The following is a 22,913-nucleotide window of genomic DNA, read 5'->3' on the forward strand; positions in this document are numbered from 1 at the left end:
TTGCTCGTCATTCTATGGTATCTTACTATCAACTCTTCTTCAAGTACAGAAACATATCATTTTCCGCAGTTAACAAGTTTTACTTGCTTTTCAAAAATTTTTATGGTATCATTCTATATAGTGTTGAAAAGAAGAGTACGATCGAACGCTAGGCCTCAAGTTTGGGCAACAATGGTTTTGACGTTATTTTTCTTTTTGATTCAAATTCTTTATTTTTAGGAGGCCTGCAATATATGCAAGGTAAAGTAAAATGGTTTAACGCAGAAAAAGGTTTTGGTTTTATCGAAAGACCCGACGGTGAAGATGTATTCGTACATTTCTCCGCCATCCAGGCAGAAGGTTTCAAAACACTGGAAGAAGGACAGGATGTTGAGTTTGATGTTGTAGAAGGCAACCGTGGCCCGCAAGCGGCTAACGTTGTGCGTATATAAATTAAACAAAATGTCAGCAAAAAGCATTTCCGCTAAGCGGAAATGCTTTTTTCATGCACAATTTGTGGACAGAGGGACCCTCTGCGAGGACAGGCAGGTTATTCTGTCCACAAAAAGAGACGTTTTTTGGAAATTGATGATATAGTGGAGGCCTTAACCTGTCCTTTGTTCATTTGGAAGGAATTTATTCTGGACAAAAGAAGTGTATATTAAGTATAATAGCAGGTGGTTTGCCCAAAACAAGTGGGGGGATGCAGAATGCTATATGATGTGGGAATTATCGGCGGCGGACCTGCCGCAATCTTTGCCGCGTACGAACTGGTTAAGCAAAACAACAATGTGAAAGTAGCCATCTTTGAAGAAGGAAACGATATCCATACCCGCAAGTGTCCCATTGCACAGAAGAAGGTGCCTGACTGTATTAAGTGCACTCCCTGCGATGTGATGCGGGGCTTTGGTGGCGCCGGCGCCTTTTCCGACGGCAAATATAATTTCACCACCGAGTTTGGCGGTTGGCTCAATGATTATATGAGCGAAGAAGAAGTAATGAAACTGATAGCCCATGTGGATGCCATAAATCTGGAACTGGGCGCGCCCAATGAACTGTTCAGTACCGAAAACAGTACGGTGGGCCGAAAGGCCATCGCCCATGACATCCATCTTTTGCGGGCCAAAGTCCGCCATTTGGGGACGGAAAACAATTTAAAAATCCTGGAAAAGCTCTATGACATTCTGCAGAGCAATTGCGATTTGTTTTTTAATTCCCGGGTAGAGGAGATCATTCCTGATAATAATCATTTTGCCCTGAATGTGGGTGGAATTGATCATCCTGTTACCTGTAATTACCTGATTGCCGCCCCTGGCCGCGCCGGCTCGGAATGGTTTGCCGGACAGTGTAAAAAGTTAAAACTTAAGCTCTACAATAACCAGGTGGATGTGGGAGTACGGGTGGAAATTCCGGCGGAAGTGTTTGAGCACATCACCGACGAAGTATACGAAGCAAAGCTGGTGTACCGGACCAAACAGTACGGAGATTTGGTGCGCACCTTCTGCATGAATCCCAAGGGTTATGTGGTGGCGGAAAACACCGACGGCATTGTTACCGTCAACGGACACAGCTACCGGGATGAGAAGCTGCACAGCAACAACACCAACTTTGCCCTGTTGGTAAGCAACCGCTTTACCGAGCCCTTCAACGCGCCGCTGCAGTACGGCAAAAGTATTGCTTCCTTTTCCAATATGCTGGGCGGTGGAGTACTGGTGCAGCGCTTCGGTGATTTAATCCGCGGCCGCAGGACCAACGAACATCGCCTGGGCCAAAGTTTTATTACACCCACTTTGGAGGCCACGCCGGGAGATTTGAGCCTGGTTTTGCCTAAGCGGCACCTGGATAACATTATTGAAATGATTTATGCCCTGGACAAAATTGCTCCGGGCATGGCCAATAATGATACCCTCCTTTATGGCGTGGAGGTAAAGTTTTACAGTTCTCGCTTAAAACTCTCAGGCCAGTTGGAAACCGACATCCCCAATATGTTTGCCATCGGCGACGGAGCCGGTATTACCCGCGGCCTCTCCCAGGCCAGCGCCAGCGGTGTCCACGTGGCCCGTGTTATCGGCCGGCGTATCGCAAAAAAAGCGTAACCAAGCTGACTCTTCAGGGACGGACCACTGATTGCGTACTGCAATTTAGGGTCCGTCCCTTTTTGGCACTTTGTGCTGCAAGACATTATATCGCTTTTGCAGGGGCAAAGGTGGAAAGGTATACCGTAGGCTTTGTGGACAAAAAAACCTGCCTGTCCTCGCAGAGGGTCCCCCTGTCCACGATTTATGCTTTTATCTTAAGGGATTGTAGCCTGTTGATGGCGGCTGCCACCTCAAAGCGCCGGGGAAGGGCCAAATCGCCGGGGTGCTTTCCCCGGTAAGGAGAAATGGCTTCCAGGCCGTCCTGCTCAATGACGGCATATAGGTTGTCCAACAATGTGGACAAAGGTGTCTGGTCATCGGCCAGCCGTTCTGCCAGTGTTTTCAATGCCCGGGCAATAGAGCGGGTTTGGCTGGCATCCACCAGCTGTTCCACAAAGGCCAGCTCGGAGCGGGCGGTGCCGTAAAGGATGGTGTGCAGCCCTTTGGCTTCCACCTTCTCTTTGTTACCGCGCCGTGGTTGAAAGCTGTGCTTTGCGGGAATGCGGGCGGTGACCTCGCCAAAGTCAGAACCGCCTTCAGCGTTGCGGCGGCAGGGAATTTGGGCCGCCACTTTTTGTGCCTGGTCCGTTACGTCCAGCGGCCGGTATTCGTCCATCATGATTACCCGGTCTGCCACGTCAAAGTAATCGCCGGAGCCGCCCAGCACCATGATGGTGGAAACTCCTTTTTGCTCATACAACAGGCGGACTTTATCGATAAACGGGGTAATAGGCTCCTTGTCTTTGGCTACCAGGGACTGCATACGGGCGTCCCGGATCAGAAAGTTTGTGGCGCTGGTATCTTCGTCCATCAACAGGACCCGGCTGCCTGCTTCCAGCATTTCCATAATGTTTGCTGCCTGCGACGTGCTGCCGCTGGCATCTTCGCTGCTAAACTCCGTGGTGTCTTTTCCCAGCGGCAGATTGGCGATAAAGGGGGAAATATTAACTTTTTCCACCCGCCGGCCGTCTTCGGCCCGGATTTTACAGGCGGTTTCATCGGAGATGACATATTCACGTCCGTCACCGGCCACATGATTATAGACTCCCCGTTCAATGGCAGCTAATAGCGTGCTTTTGCCATGGTAGCCCCCACCGGCGATGAGGGTAATGCCGGCTTTAATGCCCATACCGCAAAGCGGCTGCCCATGGGGCAGAGAAATGGTGACTTCCATTTCCGGCGGAGATTTGAATAAAACGGCCCTGTCTGCCGGCAAGGGTCGGTTGCTGACGCCGCTTACCCGGGGCAGGATGGCGCCGTTGTTAACAAAACAGATTAGGCCGTGATCCCTGAGGTGCTCACGGATGGCCTGCTGATTCTCCGCCAGCTGCAGATGCTCCTCCACCAGGCGGGGGTTTAGGTTGCCCACCGACTGCCTGATTACGGCAGGAAGGTCGTCGCCCAGCATTCTTTGGGCCTGGCGGGCAAGAATACGCCGGCCGGCGGCGGGAAGGCCGGCGGAGAGCCTGATGTCAATGCTTTCTTCATCTATGGCCACCGCCGTGCGCAGCAGTACCTCCTGTCCGGGTGCATCAATTTCCAAAAGTCCGCTTTTGCCGGAACCGCCGCCTTTGCTTCTACGCCCTGCCAGAGCAGCAGCCACCTGCCGCGCCAGAAAGTCGGTCAGTGCTGTACGCCGCACAGCTGAATCGGTCCATTCCGGCAGAATATTAGCCGCACAGCGGGGGATAATCACTCGCATCCTGGAAGGATTGGCAAAGGGGTCGGGCTGCACATAGTCAATATGCAGAGTAAACTGCTCAAAAGTATATGTGCCCACCAAGTCCTGATAGGCTTTGTAGCCCTTACCGTCAATTCTTTGCAAGACCGTTTCCATGTTCATTTATAAAACCTCCAATCGCCTTTATTTTACTTTACCCAACAGAGGTAAAAATTGCTTTATAACTATGTAATAATACTTCGCATTGCGTATGATATAATAGTAGATGCATTAGATAAAAAGTATGGGGGCGAAAAAAATGAAGTGGTCGGCAAAGCATTATGTGGTGGGAATCGCCTTGTTGGTTTTGCTTTTGGCCTTGAGCGGGTGCGGCACAAACGGTGAAGATACCTCTGAGTTACAAGCCCGCATCAGTGAGCTGGAGGCGGATAATGAAGCTCTGCGCCTGGAAAATGAGGAGCTGCAAAACACAGTGGCTTCCCTGGAAGCACAGCTGGGCACAGAGCCAAACGGTGATACCTATGAGCTGGAAATCAACCGTTTTCCCCACTCCGGTTGGGAGCAATACTTCCCCGAGTATGACACAACCACTCTGGAAGGTTACTCTACCGCTGAGGTACGGGAGCTTTTAGGTGAGCCTCCGTTTTTAATTCGCAGCATCGCGGTGGTGGAGGAAGCCAGCCGGGAAATCTGGATTTTTATGGCCTATGAAGATGACCCCACCGGTCTGTATCTGTTCTTTAAAGGTGACGAACTCTACAGTAGTGTACTGGATGAATTTAATGGGTTATACAATTCGGGCCTGCTGGAGGGAGAATCTTTCTGGCTGCAGTAATGAAATAACCTGCGCGCAGTGCACCTGCACTGCGCGCACAATTATTTTTCTCTGTCTCCTTCTTCGTGCGTTGCCTGGGAAACTCCTTTAGCCGCATATCGGGAATGTTTTCACCGATTTTCCTAGCGTTTCGTACTAAACTATGGTATAAGTTTACCATGGGTAGTTTTGCTAGCATTGAAAAAGGGGAGAGGCTTGCGTGAAGTATGTAGTAGTACTTGGAGACGGTATGGCAGATTATCCGGTGGAGCAATTGGGGGGTAAAACTCCGTTACAGGCCGCAAAGAAGCCCAATATTGATGCCTTGGCCAGAGAGGGTTTGCTGGGCCTGGTTAAAACGGTGCCCGACGATATGGCCCCCGGCAGTGACACGGCCAATTTGGCGGTATTGGGGTATGATCCCCGTAAATATTATAGCGGACGCTCACCTTTTGAAGCCATTAGCATGAACGTGGAGCTGGCTGAAGAAGATGTGACTTTTCGCTGCAACCTGGTTACTCTGTCAGACCATGATACATATGAACAACGAGTGATGGTTGATCACAGCGCAGATGAAATTTCCTCCGAAGAAGCGCGGATTCTAATAGAAGATTTGAGCAAACAGCTGTCCACAGATGAAATCCGTTTTTTCCCCGGGGTCAGTTACCGTCACCTGATGGTTTGGCATAACGCTCCCCTGGACTGGCACCTCACGCCGCCCCACGATATCCTGGGACAGGCGGTAGGCCAACATCTCCCAGGCGGTGCCCGGGCTGAGGTTGTGGAGGCCATGATGAAAAAAAGTGCCGCTATACTGGATAACCACCCGGTAAACAAAAAACGGATAGCGCGCGGGTTGCGCCCTGCCAATTCGGCCTGGATCTGGGGTGAAGGAAAAAAACCGGATTTACCTGCTTTTTACGATAAATACAAAATTCGCGGCGGAGTAATTTCCGCTGTGGATCTGATAAAAGGACTGGGTGCCTGCGCGGGGCTTACCCCTCTGCACGTGGAAGGCGCCACCGGAAACCTGCAGACCAATTTCCGCGGCAAAGCCGATGCTGCCCTGGCAGCCCTGCGGGACGGACTTGACTTTGTCTATATTCATATTGAAGCGCCGGATGAATGCGGCCACCGCCAGGAAGTGGAAAATAAGGTTAAAGCCATTGAGCTTATTGACGAACTGGTGGTCAAACCCCTGGTGGCGGGGCTGCAAGAGCTGGGAGAACCCTATAAAATCATGGTACTGCCCGACCACGCCACGCCGCTTTCCCTGCGTACACACACCACAGATCCGGTGCCCTTTATTATTTATGACCCGGGTGCTAAAAAAGAGCCGCTGCAGCAAAGCTACGATGAAGCAAGTGCCGCGGATGCCGGCAATTATATTGGGGAAGGGTATACCCTGATGGATATATTTCTTGGCAGCGGGCAGGAGGGTTAATAAATGACACAACTTTTATATCACAGTACCCGCGGAGGCGGAAACCCGGTCACAGCCTCGGAAGCTATCCTGCAGGGCATAGCCGCCGATGGCGGCCTGTATGTCCCGCAATCTGTTCCGCAAATTGATTTGTCGCTGGACCGGTTAGCAGAGCTTAACTACCACCAGCTGGCTTATGAGATTTTGCGTCTATATCTCACCGATTACAGCGAAGAGGAATTGCGACGGGCCATCGGCCGCGCCTATGATGAAAAATTCACCACTCCTGAAATCGCACCGCTTCAAAAGCAGGCCGGCGTTCATTTTCTCGAATTGTTCCACGGCCCCACCCTGGCTTTTAAAGATATGGCTCTGTCCATACTGCCCCACTTGTTGCAGATTGCGGTAAAGAAAGCCGGCTTGGGCAAAGAAGTGGTAATTCTCACCGCCACCTCCGGTGACACAGGCAAAGCTGCCTTGGAGGGGTTTGCCGGCGTGGACGGTACCCGCATTATCGTCTTTTTCCCGGAGCATGGCGTAAGCCAGGTGCAAAAAAAGCAGATGGTTACCCAAACAGGAGAGAATACATATGTGGTGGGAATTGAGGGTAACTTCGACGATGCCCAAAGCGGTGTAAAAGCCATGTTTACCGATAAAAAACTGTTATCGGCCATGGACAAAAACGGCTTTGCCTTCTCCTCTGCCAACTCCATTAATATCGGCCGCCTGGTTCCACAGGTTGTCTATTATTTTCATGCTTATCTCACGTTGGTGTCCCGGGGAGAGATAAAATCCGGTGAGGAGATAAACTTTAGTGTGCCCACCGGAAACTTCGGCAATATTCTGGCCGGCCATTACGCCAAACAGATGGGCCTGCCCATCGGCAAGCTAATCTGCGCGTCCAATAAAAACAAAGTTCTTTTTGACTTTTTCTCCAGTGGAACCTATGATCGTAAGCGGGAGTTCTTCGTTACCATGTCTCCCTCCATGGACATCCTGATTTCCAGTAACTTAGAAAGGCTGCTCTATCACATCAGCGGCCAATCCCCCGGCATTGTTTCCGACCTGATGGCCAATCTGGCCGACACCGGGCAATACAGACTGCCTGAAAACATGCAAAAGAGCCTCACCGACTTTGTGGGCGGCTATGCCACAGAGGAGGAGACAGCTCAGGCCATCCGCCAGGTTTTGGAATCATCGGATTATCTGATGGATCCCCATACCGCGGTGGCGTATTCTGTCTGGCAGAAATACCGCGGGGAAGCGGACGATCAAACCCCTACCGTGGTGGTATCCACCGCCAGCCCCTACAAGTTCAGCAAAGATGTCTTAACGGCCATTGATGCCAAATTCGCCGACTACGATGATTTTGCCCTCTTTAAAGAGGTGGACAAGTTAAGTGCAGGCCCCATCCCCCAGGCCATAAAGGATTTGCAAACCAAACCGGTGCAGCATAAGCGGGTTTGCCAAAAAGATGAAATGCGCGCAATTGTGGAAAATATTCTCGGCATATAACAGGAGGCCCCTTCCGGTTGCGGTAGGGGCCTGTATGGCATTATATACATCTTGGCAATAAGGAAGAAAGGAGCCCACAGATGCACGACAAGTTCAGTCAGTTTACATATCAGCGCCCCGACATCAGCCAGGTCCGAACTGCCTGGCAAAAGCTGCTGGGGGAGTTTGACCGGGCCGATTCGCCCCAAGGCCAGGAAGATGCCCTGCGACGGATTAACCTGCTGCGCCAGGAATTTGAGTCCATGGCTTCTCTGGCCCGTATCCGCCATACCATGGACACAAAAGACCCCTTCTATCAGGCGGAACAGGATTATTTTGATGAAACGGAACCCTTTTTTCAGGAACTGGTCCACAACTATTATCGCTCATTGACTGCCTCTCCCTTTCGCCGTGAACTGGCACAAACCTGGGGTGAGCAGCTGTTTCGCATCGCTGAAATGACCCTGAAAACCTTTTCTCCCGAAGTGATAGAAGATCTGCAGCAGGAAAACAAGCTTGCCAGCCGCTACAAACGCTTACTGGCCTCCGCCAGCATCCCCTTTGACGGTCAGGAGCGAAACCTGGAACAAATGGTTCCCTTCCAACAGGATACAGACCGCCGGACCCGCAAAGCGGCCTACGAAGCGCGCTACGCGTTCTTTGCCCAGCATCGTGAAGAGTTTGACCAAATTTATGACCAACTGGTGCAGCTGCGGACAAAGATTGCCGGTAAGCTGGGCTTTGACGACTTTGTGACTCTGGGTTATCTGCGGATGAACCGTGCCGATTATGACGCCAAAATGGTGGCCTCATTTCGCCGCCAGGTTGTCGAGAGTGTGGTGCCCCTGGCTTCCCGCCTGCGGGAAAAACAGCGGCAGCGCTTAGGCCTGGATAATCTGCTCTATTATGACGAAAAAGTCTTTTACCCCCATGGAAACGCCACACCAACGGGAAATCCGCAGGAAATCATGGACGCCGGCCAGGAAATGTATACCTCACTTTCAGCGGAAACCGGCGAATTTTACCGGGAGATGACATCCCGCAGCCTGATGGATTTAACCAGCCGCAAAGGCAAGGCGGCGGGGGGCTATTGCGACTATCTGGCCAAGTTCCGTGCACCCTTCATCTTTGCCAACTTTAACGGCACATCCGGCGATATAGATGTTCTGACCCATGAAGCAGGTCATGCCTTTCAGGTATGGCTGTGCCGCGACTTAAATGTACCCGAGTACTACTTTGCCACCATGGAAGCGGCGGAAATCCCCTCCATGGGCATGGAGTTTTTTGCCTGGCCCTGGATGGATAACTTTTTTGGCGCTAAAGCGGATAAATACCGCTACTCTCACCTCAGTGAGTCCCTGCTGTTTCTCTCTTACGGCACATTGGTGGATGAGTTTCAGCATGAAATATACACCAACCCCCAATTTAGCCCCACAGAAAGGCGGGAACTCTGGCGCCGGCTGGAGAAAAAATACCTGCCGCACCGTGATTATGCGGGTCAGCCGTTTTTGGAAGAAGGGGGTTTCTGGTTTCAGCAAGGGCATCTGTTTGAAGTTCCTTTTTATTACATTGATTACGTTCTGGCACAGGTCAGCGTTTTCCAGCTTTGGCAGCGTGCCAATGAAGACCGGCAGGCAGCCTGGACCGATTACCTGGCCTTCTGCCGCGCCGGTGGTAGCTTGCCCTTCACCGGGCTTTTAGAGAAAGCCAATCTGGTCTCACCATTTGAGCCGGGCTGTGTGGCATCGGTCACCGCCGCTGTAAAAGCCTGGATTGAAAATGTGGATGACACCAAACTATAACTTTGCTAAAAGGAGGGCGTTTTTGTGAGGATTGGTGATGAATTCCAAAACCAGACCAAGTATTTTCGAGACTCATCACCGGCAATGGCCGCTAATGAAAAGGTTATGCCGCCATATAAAGAATATCCGGCGGACCATCCCCGCATCACTTTGCCCGAGCCAATGCGGGAAGGCGGTAAGCCGTTGTTTACATTATGCAGCAAACGCCGCTCTGTGCGGCGCTATCAGCAGGAAGAGGTTACTCTGGCCAGTCTGGGGCAAATTCTCTGGGCCGCCCAGGGCGTTACGCTAAATACCGGCCGGCACCTGTTTCGCACCGTACCCTCTGCCGGAGCGTTATACCCCCTGGAAACCTACGTCCTGGCAAACAAAGTGGATGGCCTGGCCAAGGGCATTTACCATTATGAAGTTCCCGGGCACCGTCTGACAGAGGTAACCAGCGGTGACTTTGGCCCGGCGCTGACCCACGCCGCCCTGGGCCAGAAAATGGTGCAGCAGGCATCATGCACACTGATTTGGAGCATGATAGCGGCCCGCGCCAAAAGGAAGTACAGCCAGCGGGCTTACCGCTATATCTATATGGACGCCGGCCACAGTGCACAGAATGTGGCTTTGGCAGCGGTCTCCCTGGGCCTGGGATCCTGCCAGATTGCCGCTTTTTTCGATCAGGAGGTTAACGACCTGCTGGGGTTGGACGGCCAGGATGAAACAGCTATTTATCTGACGGCGGTAGGTATTCCCGCCGGCTAAGTTTACAAGAACCATAACAAAGGAAGTGAAAGAATGACGAAATTTAATGATTTTGCAGTAAGCGAAAATGTACTGCAGGCAGTAAGCAATATGGGGTTTGAGGAAGCAACGCCCATTCAGGAGCAGGCCATACCCACCGCCCTTAAAGGCCTTGACTTGATTGGCCAGGCCCATACCGGAACAGGAAAAACCGCCGCTTTTGGAGTGCCCATGGTGGAGAAGCTGGAAAAAAACGGCTCCACAGTACAGGCACTGGTGGTGACGCCGACCCGTGAGCTGGCGGTGCAGGTTGCCGAGGAATTAAACAAAATCGGTCAGTACAAAGGAATCCGGACCCTGCCGGTCTACGGCGGACAGGACATCGGCCGGCAAATTCGGGGCCTGCAAAAGCGACCACAGATCATTGTGGGTACACCGGGACGCCTTTTGGATCACATCCGGCGCCGCACGGTACGTCTGGGTCAGGTCTCCATGGTGGTGCTGGATGAGGCCGACGAGATGCTGAACATGGGCTTTATTGAAGACATTGAAGCCATCCTGCAGGAAACTCCCCAGGAGCGGCAGACCCTCTTGTTTTCCGCCACCATGCCCGGACCCATTGAACAGCTGGCGCGCCGTTTCATGCGGGACCCGCAAAAGATCTCCGTCCGCTCCAAGGAAGTCACGGTGCCCAACACCGAACAGTTCCACATGGTAATGGAAGAGAGGCAAAAATTCGATGTGCTCTGCCGCCTGCTGGATACCCAGTCGCCGGATTTGGCCATTGTCTTTGGCCGCACCAAACGCCGGGTTGATGAACTGTACGAAGCGCTCAACAAGCGCGGTTATTCCGCCGAAGGTATCCACGGTGATATGACTCAGGCCCGTCGGGATTCGGTGATGCGCCAGTTTAAGGACGGCTCCATCGATATTCTGGTGGCCACCGACGTGGCGGCCCGCGGCCTGGATATTACCGGCGTGACCCATGTCTACAACTTTGATATCCCGCAGGATCCGGAAAGCTACGTACACCGCATCGGCCGTACAGGCCGGGCCGGTAATACCGGTATGGCCGTTACCTTTGTGTCCAACCGGGAAGTGGGGCATCTGCGTACCATCGAATACGGCACCAAATCCCGCATCCCCCGCCTGTCAACGCCCACCGTTAAAGAAGCCATAGAAGGGCAGCAGCGCATTGCCGTGGAAAAACTTCTGAAAACGGTGGAATCGGAGGATATCACCCACTACCAGCCTCTGGCTGATGAATTACTAAATGAACATGATGCGGAAACAATTCTGGCCGCAGCACTGAAGATGCTCACCAAAGAGCCGGACACCACTCCGGTAAAGCTAACAGAAGAAGCGCCCCAGTGGTCCAAGCGGCAAAACAAGCCGTACCAGGGAGGCCATTACCGACGCAATAAACACAAAGGCGGCCGTGGCCGCCGTCCGTACAATAAAAAATAGTCAAAGAACCGGTAAAATGACGCCCGCAGATGGGCGTCATTTTTTTTGAGACTATTGTCCTATTTGCCTAAATTTTTGCAAGTCCAGCAGGAATTATGAAAGCAATTGTCGAAAACTCTTGGGAGTAAAATACGGCTTATGGCCGAATCAAAATACAGAAACCAGGAGGTCTTACCAAAATTATGAAAAAACATGCTTCCCTCCTTATAATTCCTTCCATTATCGTAAATATCGTTTTAGGCGTTTTTGCAATATACAATCTTACAGGCAATTCTTTTGAAATTGAAACCTTGTCGCATGTGAAAGAAGCAGGTATCTATGGACCCAGTGGCCTCCAGGTTATTGAGGGAGACTTCACCATAGAATCTGCTGATGTTAAACTGCAAAATACCGTTGTCACCGGAAACCTTTACCTGACAGAGGGTATCGGCGATGGGGCAGTGGAGCTGAATAATGTTGTTGTACAAGGCTCAACGTTGGTTAAAGGTGGGGGGCAAAACAGTATTAAATTAGAAAATGTCACCCTAAATGAGCTTGAGGTAAACAGAGAGGACGGCAAAGTCAGGGTTTCTCTGATAGGAAATACCCAGGTGGAAAAAGTCATTTTGGGCGGAGAATCCATCCTGGATGTTACTGAGCTTTCCGAAGAAGGGTTTTTAACCGAAGTATACATACAAACCGCCAGCGATGTGGCATTGGCCGGTGACTTTAAGAATATTGTGGTGGCACAAAATAGTGCACAGGTTCAGTTCCTTACAGGAAAAGCGGACAAGCTGTCCACCACGCCGCAGGCCCGAGATGCTGCCATCGATCTTGGCGACAAGGTGGAAATCGGTTTGTTGGAACCTGGTGCCCCGTTGAAGTTAACCGGGGAAGGTTTGGTAAAAGAAATGAAGGTATCTGCTCCGGGCCTGGTTAAAGTTGCCGTTTCCATAGAGAGCCTGATTGCTTCCGGACGGGGTATTTTTATTGAACTTGTCGGGGGTAGTATTGAGAGCTTTTTGGTTGAAGAATCAGAAGGTACCGTTATGATCCACCTGGCTGAGGGAACTGAAGTCGGTTCCCTGGAGCTTAACGGTGCCGCCGGGATAACCGGGAAGGGCGAAATTAAAGATGCCCGCATTAATGCTGCCGGCACAACCATAGAACAGACTCCGGGTAAAGTGGCTTTGGCCAAAGACATCAAAGCTGAAGTGGGCGGTAAGGAACTGCCTGAAAAGGTTGAGGAGAAACCTCCTGCCCCGCGGCAACCGTCAACACCGTCAACACCGTCAACACCAACGGTGACGCTGGGCTCTATCAGTAATATGTCTATGGGTGTGGGGAGAACAGGTACCCGGGACCTTTCCGTTTCCCCGGGCGATGCCAATATCTCCGTTTCATCCAGTAATAGCAATGTGGCCTCGGTGTCGCTGTCAGGAAACAAAATTACTGTGACCGGTAATGCCGCCGGGTCTGCTACCATTACTGTGACCGCCAGGAAATCCGGCTACAATGACAGAACAAGAACGTTTACTGTTACTGTGAATCAAGTGCGGAGTTTCGAAACCGGCGATGAGAGACTTAGTCCCGGCAATACAGTTGTTGTTGTTACTCTGTGGCACTCGGACCCGCAAAACTATGAAGTTGTAGTAGGCAGTACGCCTTTAAGGTATCTGAGCGATGAAAAAGCATTTTTTGGCGAGGTTCCCGATGCCGATGCAAGTGCCGGCAACGTCAGGGTAAACAGAAGGTAATCGGCGGGAGAAAAGGGAGGCAAAGGAATGGTAAGGGGAATTTTCCCAACTGGATGGTTAAAAGTTTTCTTTTCGGCGTTTCTTGTGCTCCTTTTGCTAACAAGCCATGTGTCCGCTGCGATTATCGGATTTGTGGCTGAGGGAAGCGATGGTAAATATTATGAATACGATTATGACGACTTACTGGAGTCCTATGTAATGAATATGTTGGGCTCTGATGCCAAGTTGTTTAATGATTTCCGAAAAAAGAGCCTAACCGCATATCTGGATGACGTTAACGGTTATGTTGATTATGAAGATGTCCTGGAGGCATATGCCCTGTCAATAATTACGGGCAAAAAATTCGATGTTAATGCTTACACAGCCGGCGGCAATGCCAGGCTTGCCAGCATGCCAAATTCCGTTATTGTGGTGACGGAGGAGAGTGGTAAGCTGGTCTTTACCGAGAAAGCTTTAGATGCGCTGGAAAATGTATTAGAACGCATCAATAAAGCCTCTACTGTTGATGAAATGAGGGTAGCCCTACTTGAACGATCCAGTGCTTTGGGCATTAACTTGGCGGCCTATAACAATCTAAATTCGTATGGCAAAACAGCAGCGATAAATGAAGTGCTCCGCAAAAGGCCGGAGGACGGCTATGGGTCGGCCAAGCAGATTAAGGATACCTTTGACAATGCGGTCTCCGCTGCAAGAGCCCAACTGGATGCCGCCGTCAAAGCTGTAAACGATGCTTCTGACACAAGCAAGATGCGAAAAGCTCTTACAGATAATGATAAGGTGCTGGAACTTAAGCTGGACAGGTACAGCTTATCCTCCTCAGAGGCGGATAACCTGGCTGGTAATCTTTTGGGAGAACGTCCCTTTGCTTCCGCAGGAGAACTCAGGTATATTTTACATACACATATTCTGGGAAAACGCTTCGGCGCGGAAGTCACCCACACCCGTTATCCCATAACGCTAAAGGAAGCGCTGGATATTCAGATGGCACTTACAAACCCCCGGCCGCAAACCGACCTTTATGGCGGAGGCTGGCAAAATGCCAAACGGGATGATGTGGAGTATCACCTGAATCCTTACAACTTTATCGATCTGGACTATACCGGCGGCAATACCGAAGAAATCAGAATCACCGCTTCATCTTTGAGGGTCAGGGAAAGGCCCACCACCAACAGCCCTCAGTTAAAGACCGATGCGGGTGCAAACATTGCGGTGACAAACGGTCAGGTCTTTACCATCCTGGCTGCCGCCGAGGCGGAGCCTGATACTGCTGCGGGCACGGAAGGTACGTGGTATAAGATAAGCGTTCAGGGTAAAGAAGGCTGGGTTTGCGGCGCATATGTCACCAATTCCACGTCCGCTTTATCATCATCGATTTTCCAGTTTCTTGTCCTTACCGGCAACGCCGGAACCACGGAAGAAGTATTAAATAACATTTTGTCCGGACGTGGAACCCTGCACAATCAGGGCGCCGCTTTTCTGCAGGGGAGCAAGGAGCACAATATCAATGAAGTATTTCTCGTCTCTTTGGCCCTGCATGAAACAGGAAACGGCACCAGCAAGTTAGCCACTGGCATTGAGGTAGAGGATGTGGACAATAAGGTTGAGGGTAAAAACGTGGTAAAGGTATATAATATGTTCGGTATCGGAGCCAGAGACAGCAACCCTAACCACCTCGGCGCCCAACGTGCCTACCAAGAGGGTTGGTTTAGCCCGGAGGAGGCGATTAAGGGGGGAGCCGCTTTTGCCGCCAGATCATACATTAGCCGTAATCAAGATACACTGTACAAAATGAGATGGAATCCTGCCAATCCCGGCACTTATCAATATGCCTCGGATATCGGTTGGGCTGCAAAACAGGTTGGGCGCTATAACCAGATAGGCAATTACAATCTGAAATTTGATATTCCCCGCTACAAACAATAAAAGGTTTGAACCCCCTGGTAGACGGACGGACAAGTTCTCAAAGGGGGGTTCTCTGTTTGTTTTGCGTAAATTATTGAACTCAGTATATAATAGATAGAAATGCGAAGAAAGGTAGATGAGTATGAAAAATCCTGTAGTAAAGTTTGAAATGGAAGACGGAGCAATAATTACGGCGGAGTTGGATCCGCAGGCTGCACCCAATACAGTGAAAAACTTTGTTTCGCTGGTGAAGAGCGGTTTTTATGACGGCCTGATTTTTCATCGTGTTATCCCCGGCTTTATGATTCAGGGAGGATGTCCGCAAGGCAGTGGAATGGGCGGACCCGGTTATACCATTAAAGGTGAGTTTAAGGCTAACGGCTTTGATAATCCCATTCGCCACGACCGCGGCGTTTTATCCATGGCCCGGGCGGCACATCCCGATTCGGCCGGATCCCAGTTTTTCCTCATGGTGGCCGGCGCACCGCATTTGGACGGGCAGTATGCGGCGTTTGGCAAAGTGACCGACGGCATGGATGTGGCAGACCGCATTGTGGCGGTGAAGCGCGATCATGGTGATAAGCCCCTGGAAGACCAGCGTATTAAAAAAGTAACCGTTGATACCTTCGGGGAAGAAATTGGCGAGCCGGAGAAACTGGAAAAGTAACGGAGACGGCAAATGATTAATTGCCTTTTGTGTGAAACTCAATCAACACAACAAATAGAGGCCGCAGCTCCCGGGTATTACCATTGCCGGGAGTGCGACCTCATTTTTCTCGCTCCTAAGTTTCGCCTGGATGCAGAGCAGGAGAAACGTTCAAGCAAGTTATACCCGCAAACAAAAAGAGATGACAAGAAGAAACTGTCATCTTGCTTAAGGTGAGAAATATAAAGATTTCTTTGTAACAATAAAAAGGCTTCCAGGTGACCCACCTGAAAGCCTCTTATTGTATCCAGGGATTATACAATCATGGACTTCTATTTCTTCAGTTATTGCTCGATATATACACCGTGAAGCTTAAAGATCCTTGCCGGGCTCATATAAAAGCCTTTTACATCGTTGTTGACGCCGGTAAGATCCTCAATGTGCAACAGGTAAAGCATTGGTGCAAGCTCAACAAGTCTCTCCTGAGCTGCTCTGTAGAACTCCTCACGTTTATCAGGATCGGATTCCTGGCGGCCTTTGTCAAGCAGTTCGTCCAGTTCTTCATCCAGCAGGAAAGTACGGTTGCCTGCCGCACCGAAGTTGGATGAGTGGAAAAGGGCATACATTGCATAGTCGGCATCCAGTGTGGGTGTGGACCAGCCAAGGATAAACATGTCGTGGTTGCCCGCAGCAGTGTTTTCCAGATATGCAGTCCACTCAAGCTCTTCAATGGTTACGGTAATGTTTATATCACTTAACTTAGACTGCACATATTCGGCAATCTGAATACGTGCCTGATTATCGTTTGTCCAGATAGTTGTTTCAAAGCCGTCTTCAAACCCAGCTTCTGCCAGCAATTCTTTTGCCCTTTCAGGGTCATAGGGAATGGCCTCTACAGATGGGTCATAGCCAAATACTCCCGGTGCTATGGGCCCTACTGCGGGAATGGCGGTACCTTCATAAATACCGTCGATTATCTCTTGTTTGTTTATAGCCATGGTAATAGCCTGACGGACACGAACATCATCAAATGGAGCCTTGTCGGCATTTAAGCCGATGTAGGCCAGGCTTGTGGCGGACTGAACGTTGAGATAAGCGTTTGCCATATTTTCCACACGGCTGCTGTCACTGGGCTGAATGGGATCGGCAATATGGGCGTAGCCTGTTTCCAGTTCGGCCAAACGTGTCTGGTCTTCAGGAACAACCTTGAATGTTACGCTGTCCAGTTTAGCCTTTTCACCCCAGTAATCCTCGTTGCGTACAAGCTTAATCTCACTGCCGGGCACCCAGCTTTCAAATACAAAGTAGCCTGTACCAACAGGGTCCATGGAAATTACTGAGCCTGGGTCTTTGCCTTCTTCCATAGCCGCATAATCCGCTTCAATAGATGCAAGGCTGATTATACCACCACCGCTGTGTGCCAGATGGGCCGGCAGCGGTGCAAACGGAAACTCAGTTACAAACTGAACAGTATACTCGTCTACAACTATTATTTCTTCGATCATGCTAAACAGGAAAAGGCGCTGAGAAGCAATGTCGGGGTCGAGCAAACGATCAAAGTTGGCTTTGACAACTTCTGCGTTAAAATCAGTGCCGTCATGGAATTTGACCCCTTCGCGCAGGGTAAACTCCCAGGTTAAATCATCAACTGCTTCCCAATCGGTAGCCAGCAAAGGCTGCAATACATTGTCCTGGTCAAAATAAACCAGTGACTCGTAGATGTTGAAGGCTACGTTGGATGACGGAACATCATTGGAACCGTGCGGGTCAAGAGATACTGCATCTGACAAAGTTGCAATAATTAAGTCTCCCCCAGATGAAGCTTCCGGTGGTGTCTCCGAATCGCCATTCGGGTCTGCATCCTGTCCACATGCGGCCAGCAATGAAAGTACCATGGCCATGCAAACAATCAGCAATAATTTTCTAGATTTTACCATTCCACTTTCCCCCTTATATATGTATTATATTTTTGGCGCAGCACTTAAATAGTACTAAGATTTTGTGGATAATTTTGTCAAAGACTAAAAACTCAGACTATTAAATTGCTGCTTTATCAATTATACTATACCTGATATAATTTTGTATATGCCTGTGTAATAAATATTTATTTAATTAAATATTACATAGCAGAAGGGAATGAGCAAAATTGAGCAAAGCAGTAACAGGTGTTCCGGTCAATACTCCCAAAGCAATCAAAAATCTTTCTGGATACCAAACCTTTTACAAGAGATTAAAAAAGAACAAGGCCGCGCTCATTGGGGGCTACTTACTTTTATTCTTTATTATAGTTGCCATTGTCGGGCCTTTTTTTACTGTGCACGACCCTGTAAGGGTCGACTTTACGCAGAAACTGTTAACCCCCTCGGCAACTCACTGGTTCGGCACAGACCATAACGGCAGAGATATATTTACCCGTATCATTTACGGCATGCCAATTACCCTGTATGTAGGTTTTACATCTGTTATTATCGGTGCGCTGATCGGTGTCCCTTTGGGGGTTTTTTCAGGATATTACGGCAAAATGATAGATACTGTTCTTATGAGACTGATAGACATACTACTTGCCTTTCCCGGTATTTTACTGGCAATTGCTTTGGTCAGTGTGCTGGGCAAGAGTGTAACAAATGTAATTATTGCTGTAGGCGTATTTTCTATTCCTGCCTTTGCCCGGATAGCACGGGGTTCAACCATGTCTGTGCGTAAACTGGAATATATAGATGCTGTACGTGCCCTTGGTGCCAGTGATATGCGCATTATCTTTAAACATATATTACCAAATATTATTTCGCCTATAATTGTTCAGGCAACAATAAGAATTGCAATCTCAATTCTGGCCGCCAGTGGTCTCTCCTTTCTCGGTCTGGGGGCTCAGCCGCCCTCTCCTGAATGGGGCGCCATGCTAAGCCAGGGACGAAGATACATGTTTGACTATCCCCATGTAGCCCTGTTTCCCGGTTTGGCAATCGTTACTGTAGTACTGGCGTTTAATATTTTTGGAGACGGATTACGGGATGCCTATGATCCAAAAGCCAAAGCATAGGAGGCCATGAATATGTTTCATTTCATAATAAGAAGACTGTTACAAACTATTCCGGTCATCATAGGTGTTACAATCCTGGTTTTTTCTCTAATGCACTTGATACCGGGAGATGCGGCACAGTTTATAGCCGGTGAAAATGCCCCGCCTGAACAGGTTGAACTTATGAGAGAACGACTTGGGTTAAACGACCCCCTCCATGTTCAGTACCATAGATATATGAGTAATCTCTTGCAGGGAGATTTGGGACAATCGGTACGCAGCAGCCGACCGGTTATAGATGAAATCAGGCCAAGGTTTTGGACAACCGTCCAACTGGCTTTTTACAGTATGGTAGTAAGTGTCTTTATTGGCCTAATTGCCGGCGTTGTTTCAGCAGTCAGGCAATACGGAACGAGTGACACCTTGCTTATGCTTGTTGCTTTGTTTGGACTATCAATGCCAAACTTCTGGCTTGGACTGATGCTTATTAGATATATTTCAGTAGAGTACATGCTGCTGCCTCCATCGGGATGGGGAACCTGGCAGCAAAGCATTCTTCCTGTTTTAACTCTTGGCACCGCAGGTGCTGCCATCATAGCCAGAATGACCCGTTCCAGCATGCTTGATGTAATTAACCAGGATTATATTCGCACCGCCAGGGCCAAAGGGCTAAGTGAAAGAGTGGTTACTTACAGGCACGCCTTAAAAAACGCATTAATTCCTGTTGTTACCGTTGTGGGGCTGGAACTTGGCATGCTGCTTTCGGGTACTATCCTGACAGAAACAGTTTTTGCCATTAACGGCATGGGGAGACTGATTGTTGACAATATCAACTCAAGAGACTTTCCGGTAGTACAGGGTACCGTTCTTGTCTTTGCCTTAATTTTTGTCTTTGTAAATATGCTTGTTGATATCTCTTACCGTTACTTAAATAAACGTATTGATTTTAACTAGTGTTTTGCTGGGAAAGAGGTGTAGCAATTGGAAAATAACAACCTTATACTTGAAATTAATAATTTGCAAACTTCTTTTTTTACTGATGACGGTGAAGTTAAGGCTGTTGACGGAGTCACCCTGAAAGTGCAAAAAGGTGAAACACTGGGTGTAGTGGGTGAATCAGGATGTGGCAAAAGCGTCATGGCACTGTCTGTAATGCGCCTCATTCAAAAACCTGGCAAAATCACAGGCGGGGAAATCATCTTAAACGGACAGAACATAGTAAAGAAAACTGAAAAAGAAATGCTGAAAATTCGCGGCAACAAAATCTCCTTTATTTTTCAGGAACCTATGACTTCTTTAAACCCGGTCTTAACAATCGGGGAGCAACTCAGAGAAACCTTTCGGGCACACAATAAGATAAGCAAAAAAGAGGCTTTGGCAAAATCAATCGAGATTCTTAAGCTAGTTAAAATTCCTTCCCCTGAAAAAAGAATTCATCAGTACCCTTATGAATTATCCGGTGGCATGAGGCAAAGGGTTATGATTGCCATGGCACTTGCATGCAATCCCGAACTCCTTATTGCCGATGAGCCCACAACTGCTCTGGATGTAACTATCCAGGCACAAATACTTGAGCTGATTAAGGACCTTCAGTCAAAACTGAACACGGCAGTTGTAATGATTACCCATGACCTTGGAGTTGTGGCTGAAACTTGCAACAATGTGGCAGTAATGTATTGCGGTAGTGTGGTGGAATACGCTGATGTAAAAACACTGTTTGCCACACCGAAACATCCGTACACACTAGGTCTTTTTAATTCACTTCCCCGTCATGATATTGACAAAGAAGAACTGGAGGCCATTAAAGGTTCCGTTCCAAATCTCACAGAAATACCTAATGGTTGCCGCTTTTCTCCCCGTTGCCCTTACACCCGGGATATCTGCAAAGACAAGTTTCCCGAATTAATAAGTACCGGAAACAGCCAGGTCAGATGCTGGGCTTATTCAGATGAGTGGAAAGGCAAAAAGGGGGTACTATGAGTTGAGTAAAGAACTCATGAAAGTAGAAGGCCTAAAGATGTACTTTCCCATAAAAGGCGGATTTCTCGGACAAACAGTTAACCATGTCAAAGCTGTTGATGATATTTCCTTTACCGTCTATGAAGGTGAAACAGTCAGCGTAGTGGGAGAGTCCGGGTGCGGAAAATCTACTACCGGCAGAGCAATCCTGCAACTTGAAGAGCCCACTGCAGGCAAAGTTATCTTTAACGGGAAAGACCTGCTTTCTCTGAACAAAAAAGAATTAAGAAAAGTTCGTAAAGACCTTCAGATTATTTTTCAGGATCCTTTCGCATCTATTAACCCCCGCCAAACCATAGCCCAAATATTAGAAGAAGCACTCCATATCCAAAATATAGTACCAAAGAACCAAAGAAGGGAACGTGTTGTTGAATTATTGGAAGCGGTGGGCCTGGCAGGCTATCAGGCCGACAGGTTCCCACATCAGTTTAGCGGCGGGCAAAGACAGAGAATCGGCATAGCACGTGCACTTGCGTTAAACCCTAAACTCATTATCTGCGATGAAGCCGTCTCTGCACTTGATGTCTCAATCAGGGCACAAATATTAAACCTTTTAAAAAGGCTGCAAAAAGAATTTCAGTTAACTTATCTCTTTATTTCTCACGACCTTGGTGTAGTACGCCACATTTCAGACAGAATAATAGTAATGTACCTGGGAAGAATTGTGGAAATTGCCGATAAGCTTTCCCTGTTTGAAAACTCTAAGCATCCTTACACCAAAGCTCTCCTGTCGGCTATACCGGTTCCCGATCCTAATATAGAAAGAACAAGAATCATCCTCAAAGGAGATGTTCCGTCTGCGATTAATCCTCCTTCCGGCTGCCGTTTCCATACACGGTGCCCGTTTGCTACCGATAAATGCACTGAAGAAGTGCCGGAACTAAGATCATCCACCAGCATGACAGACGGTCACAAAGCAGCTTGCCACTACTTCGAGGATATAGCTTCCGGAAAAATGAAACAATAACAAATGCCGGCCCGTGGGCCGGCATTACATTTTCCCAACCTTCACCCTTTTCCTCACAGCCTGCTGTATTTATCATGTTACTAATTGGCACCCCTTAGCCTCTTAACACTCAACTAATACTTTTCAAGGCAAGCTTGGTACCGGGGGGGGGGGTGTCATTTCTCCGATTGGTTTACCATCACAAATCCTTTGGCGTTGGTTTTTCATCATACAGGATAGCTATGCCTAAAAACAGTGAATTCTTACGATGTAATCCGAGATGAAATATTTTTTTGTCATCACTGATAGGAAAAGGATGAACAGATTGCGACAACGCGTATTGGCTTACACTATGGTATAATTTGTAATAGAACGGGGTTGTCGTACTCCTGTATCTGTGATATTGTATGACCACAAAGAAAGCAAATTCCTATCTTATAACTGGAAAAACTGTAGCGGGGACGGCAAATGACTAATTGCCTTTTGTGTGAAACTAAATCTATACATCAAATAGAGGCCGCAGCTCCCGGGTATTACCATTGCCGGGAGTGCGACCTCATTTTTCTCGCTCCTAAGTTTCGCCTGGATGCAGAGCAGGAAAAAGAGCACTACGAAACACACAACAATACTCTGGATAATCCGGGGTATGTGCAGATGTTTGAAAAATTTATCAGTAATGCGGTGCTCCCCTATGTGTATCCGAATGGGCGTGCTTTGGATTTTGGGTGTGGTCCGGGTCAGGTTCTGCAGGTGCTCTTGGAGCGCAGAGGGTTTAGGACTGATGTGTATGACCCGTACTATGCCCCACAGGAGCCGCAGGGCCCTTACCGGCTGGTGACCAGTACCGAAGCCCTGGAACATGTCTATGAGCCCGGGAAAGTGTGGCAGAAGCTGCTGCTCCTTTTGGAGGCCGGTGGTACTCTGGCTGTTATGACCAATTTCCACCAAGGCCCGGAAGCATTTGTCAATTGGTGGTACAGGCGTGATCCCACCCATGTAACTTTCTTCAGTGAAGATACCTTTGCCTGGCTTGCAAAGCAGCAGGGGCTCAAAATACTGTACTCAGACGGGAAGAAAACCATAACGCTAAAGAAACAGGACGAATAAGGTTGCACCAG

The 22,913-nt window shown here is 49.0% G+C and carries 18 protein-coding genes; 16 read left to right on the forward strand and 2 right to left on the reverse strand.

All coding sequences use genetic code 11. The features are described from left to right. Positions 1 to 233 precede the first annotated feature (233 nt). Positions 234 to 431: a cold shock domain-containing protein gene (locus DEALDRAFT_RS10990; protein WP_008517436.1), complete on the forward strand. Its 198-nt coding sequence runs from the start codon at positions 234 to 236 to the stop codon at positions 429 to 431. Between the two features lie 258 nt (positions 432 to 689). Next, positions 690 to 2,075 (forward strand): NAD(P)/FAD-dependent oxidoreductase, encoded by a 1,386-nt coding sequence (locus tag DEALDRAFT_RS10995; protein ID WP_008517438.1) that lies wholly within the window; start codon positions 690 to 692, stop codon positions 2,073 to 2,075. Between the two features lie 184 nt (positions 2,076 to 2,259). Here DEALDRAFT_RS10995 and DEALDRAFT_RS11000 read toward each other — a convergent pair whose 3' ends face one another. Continuing rightward, positions 2,260 to 3,960, reverse strand: coding sequence for an ABC-ATPase domain-containing protein (locus DEALDRAFT_RS11000; RefSeq protein ID WP_008517440.1), 1,701 nt, complete (start codon positions 3,958 to 3,960; stop codon positions 2,260 to 2,262). A 136-nt stretch (positions 3,961 to 4,096) separates the two neighbouring features. On the opposite strand from DEALDRAFT_RS11000, the gene DEALDRAFT_RS11005 reads away from it, so the two are divergent. The 9 genes from DEALDRAFT_RS11005 (at position 4,097) to DEALDRAFT_RS11045 (ending at position 15,832) form a co-directional block, all read left to right on the forward strand. Continuing rightward, positions 4,097 to 4,633: a bZIP transcription factor gene (locus tag DEALDRAFT_RS11005; protein ID WP_008517442.1), complete on the forward strand. Its 537-nt coding sequence runs from the start codon at positions 4,097 to 4,099 to the stop codon at positions 4,631 to 4,633. A 199-nt stretch (positions 4,634 to 4,832) separates the two neighbouring features. Then, on the forward strand, positions 4,833 to 6,056 hold the full coding sequence (locus DEALDRAFT_RS11010; protein WP_008517444.1) for a cofactor-independent phosphoglycerate mutase: 1,224 nt from the start codon (positions 4,833 to 4,835) through the stop codon (positions 6,054 to 6,056). Positions 6,057 to 6,059: 3 nt separating this feature from the next. Further along, a complete protein-coding gene (gene thrC, locus DEALDRAFT_RS11015) occupies positions 6,060 to 7,550 on the forward strand; it encodes a threonine synthase (protein ID WP_008517447.1) in 1,491 nt (496 codons plus the stop codon). 80 nt (positions 7,551 to 7,630) lie between these two features. Next, positions 7,631 to 9,331: a M3 family oligoendopeptidase gene (locus tag DEALDRAFT_RS11020; protein ID WP_008517448.1), complete on the forward strand. Its 1,701-nt coding sequence runs from the start codon at positions 7,631 to 7,633 to the stop codon at positions 9,329 to 9,331. A 24-nt stretch (positions 9,332 to 9,355) separates the two neighbouring features. Next, a complete protein-coding gene (locus DEALDRAFT_RS11025; RefSeq protein WP_008517450.1) occupies positions 9,356 to 10,081 on the forward strand; it encodes a SagB/ThcOx family dehydrogenase in 726 nt (241 codons plus the stop codon). 33 nt (positions 10,082 to 10,114) lie between these two features. Beyond that, on the forward strand, positions 10,115 to 11,527 hold the full coding sequence (locus tag DEALDRAFT_RS11030; protein ID WP_008517452.1) for a DEAD/DEAH box helicase: 1,413 nt from the start codon (positions 10,115 to 10,117) through the stop codon (positions 11,525 to 11,527). A gap of 182 nt (positions 11,528 to 11,709) precedes the next feature. Next, complete coding sequence (locus DEALDRAFT_RS11035) at positions 11,710 to 13,263, forward strand: Ig-like domain-containing protein (RefSeq protein ID WP_008517453.1); 1,554 nt, start codon at positions 11,710 to 11,712, stop codon at positions 13,261 to 13,263. A gap of 27 nt (positions 13,264 to 13,290) precedes the next feature. Continuing rightward, positions 13,291 to 15,186 (forward strand): glucosaminidase domain-containing protein, encoded by a 1,896-nt coding sequence (locus DEALDRAFT_RS16135; protein ID WP_008517454.1) that lies wholly within the window; start codon positions 13,291 to 13,293, stop codon positions 15,184 to 15,186. A gap of 121 nt (positions 15,187 to 15,307) precedes the next feature. Then, complete coding sequence (locus DEALDRAFT_RS11045; RefSeq protein ID WP_008517455.1) at positions 15,308 to 15,832, forward strand: peptidylprolyl isomerase; 525 nt, start codon at positions 15,308 to 15,310, stop codon at positions 15,830 to 15,832. 323 nt (positions 15,833 to 16,155) lie between these two features. Here DEALDRAFT_RS11045 and DEALDRAFT_RS11050 read toward each other — a convergent pair whose 3' ends face one another. Then, positions 16,156 to 17,748 carry a glutathione ABC transporter substrate-binding protein gene (locus DEALDRAFT_RS11050; RefSeq protein WP_008517457.1) on the reverse strand — a complete coding sequence of 531 codons (1,593 nt, stop codon included), beginning with the start codon at positions 17,746 to 17,748 and terminating at the stop codon, positions 16,156 to 16,158. Between the two features lie 254 nt (positions 17,749 to 18,002). Between DEALDRAFT_RS11050 and nikC the strand changes: the two genes are divergently transcribed. The 5 genes from nikC (at position 18,003) to DEALDRAFT_RS11075 (ending at position 22,902) form a co-directional block, all read left to right on the forward strand. Continuing rightward, a complete protein-coding gene (gene nikC / locus DEALDRAFT_RS11055; protein WP_318026060.1) occupies positions 18,003 to 18,851 on the forward strand; it encodes a nickel transporter permease in 849 nt (282 codons plus the stop codon). 12 nt (positions 18,852 to 18,863) lie between these two features. After that, a complete protein-coding gene (locus DEALDRAFT_RS11060; protein WP_008517459.1) occupies positions 18,864 to 19,784 on the forward strand; it encodes an ABC transporter permease in 921 nt (306 codons plus the stop codon). A gap of 27 nt (positions 19,785 to 19,811) precedes the next feature. Further along, positions 19,812 to 20,810, forward strand: coding sequence for an ABC transporter ATP-binding protein (locus tag DEALDRAFT_RS11065; protein ID WP_008517460.1), 999 nt, complete (start codon positions 19,812 to 19,814; stop codon positions 20,808 to 20,810). Between the two features lies 1 nt (position 20,811). Continuing rightward, positions 20,812 to 21,816 (forward strand): ABC transporter ATP-binding protein, encoded by a 1,005-nt coding sequence (locus tag DEALDRAFT_RS11070; RefSeq protein ID WP_008517461.1) that lies wholly within the window; start codon positions 20,812 to 20,814, stop codon positions 21,814 to 21,816. 447 nt (positions 21,817 to 22,263) lie between these two features. After that, a complete protein-coding gene (locus tag DEALDRAFT_RS11075) occupies positions 22,264 to 22,902 on the forward strand; it encodes a class I SAM-dependent methyltransferase (protein WP_008517462.1) in 639 nt (212 codons plus the stop codon). The last annotated feature ends 11 nt before the right edge of the window (positions 22,903 to 22,913 follow it).

The sequence above is a fragment of the Dethiobacter alkaliphilus AHT 1 genome, assembly GCF_000174415.1.
GTDB lineage: Bacteria > Bacillota > Dethiobacteria > Dethiobacterales > Dethiobacteraceae > Dethiobacter > Dethiobacter alkaliphilus.

What these genes read in the sequence shown, in the direction of transcription:
- DEALDRAFT_RS10990 (WP_008517436.1), top strand. Translation starts at nt 234, where the DNA reads ATGCAAGGTAAAGTAAAATGGTTTAACGCAGAAAAAGGTTTTGGTTTT.
- DEALDRAFT_RS10995 (WP_008517438.1), top strand. Translation starts at nt 690, where the DNA reads ATGCTATATGATGTGGGAATTATCGGCGGCGGACCTGCCGCAATCTTT.
- DEALDRAFT_RS11000 (WP_008517440.1), bottom strand. Translation starts at nt 3,960, where the DNA reads ATGAACATGGAAACGGTCTTGCAAAGAATTGACGGTAAGGGCTACAAA.
- DEALDRAFT_RS11005 (WP_008517442.1), top strand. Translation starts at nt 4,097, where the DNA reads ATGAAGTGGTCGGCAAAGCATTATGTGGTGGGAATCGCCTTGTTGGTT.
- thrC (WP_008517447.1), top strand. Translation starts at nt 6,060, where the DNA reads ATGACACAACTTTTATATCACAGTACCCGCGGAGGCGGAAACCCGGTC.
- DEALDRAFT_RS11020 (WP_008517448.1), top strand. Translation starts at nt 7,631, where the DNA reads ATGCACGACAAGTTCAGTCAGTTTACATATCAGCGCCCCGACATCAGC.
- DEALDRAFT_RS11030 (WP_008517452.1), top strand. Translation starts at nt 10,115, where the DNA reads ATGACGAAATTTAATGATTTTGCAGTAAGCGAAAATGTACTGCAGGCA.
- DEALDRAFT_RS11035 (WP_008517453.1), top strand. Translation starts at nt 11,710, where the DNA reads ATGAAAAAACATGCTTCCCTCCTTATAATTCCTTCCATTATCGTAAAT.
- DEALDRAFT_RS16135 (WP_008517454.1), top strand. Translation starts at nt 13,291, where the DNA reads ATGGTAAGGGGAATTTTCCCAACTGGATGGTTAAAAGTTTTCTTTTCG.
- DEALDRAFT_RS11045 (WP_008517455.1), top strand. Translation starts at nt 15,308, where the DNA reads ATGAAAAATCCTGTAGTAAAGTTTGAAATGGAAGACGGAGCAATAATT.
- DEALDRAFT_RS11050 (WP_008517457.1), bottom strand. Translation starts at nt 17,748, where the DNA reads ATGGTAAAATCTAGAAAATTATTGCTGATTGTTTGCATGGCCATGGTA.
- DEALDRAFT_RS11060 (WP_008517459.1), top strand. Translation starts at nt 18,864, where the DNA reads ATGTTTCATTTCATAATAAGAAGACTGTTACAAACTATTCCGGTCATC.
- DEALDRAFT_RS11075 (WP_008517462.1), top strand. Translation starts at nt 22,264, where the DNA reads ATGACTAATTGCCTTTTGTGTGAAACTAAATCTATACATCAAATAGAG.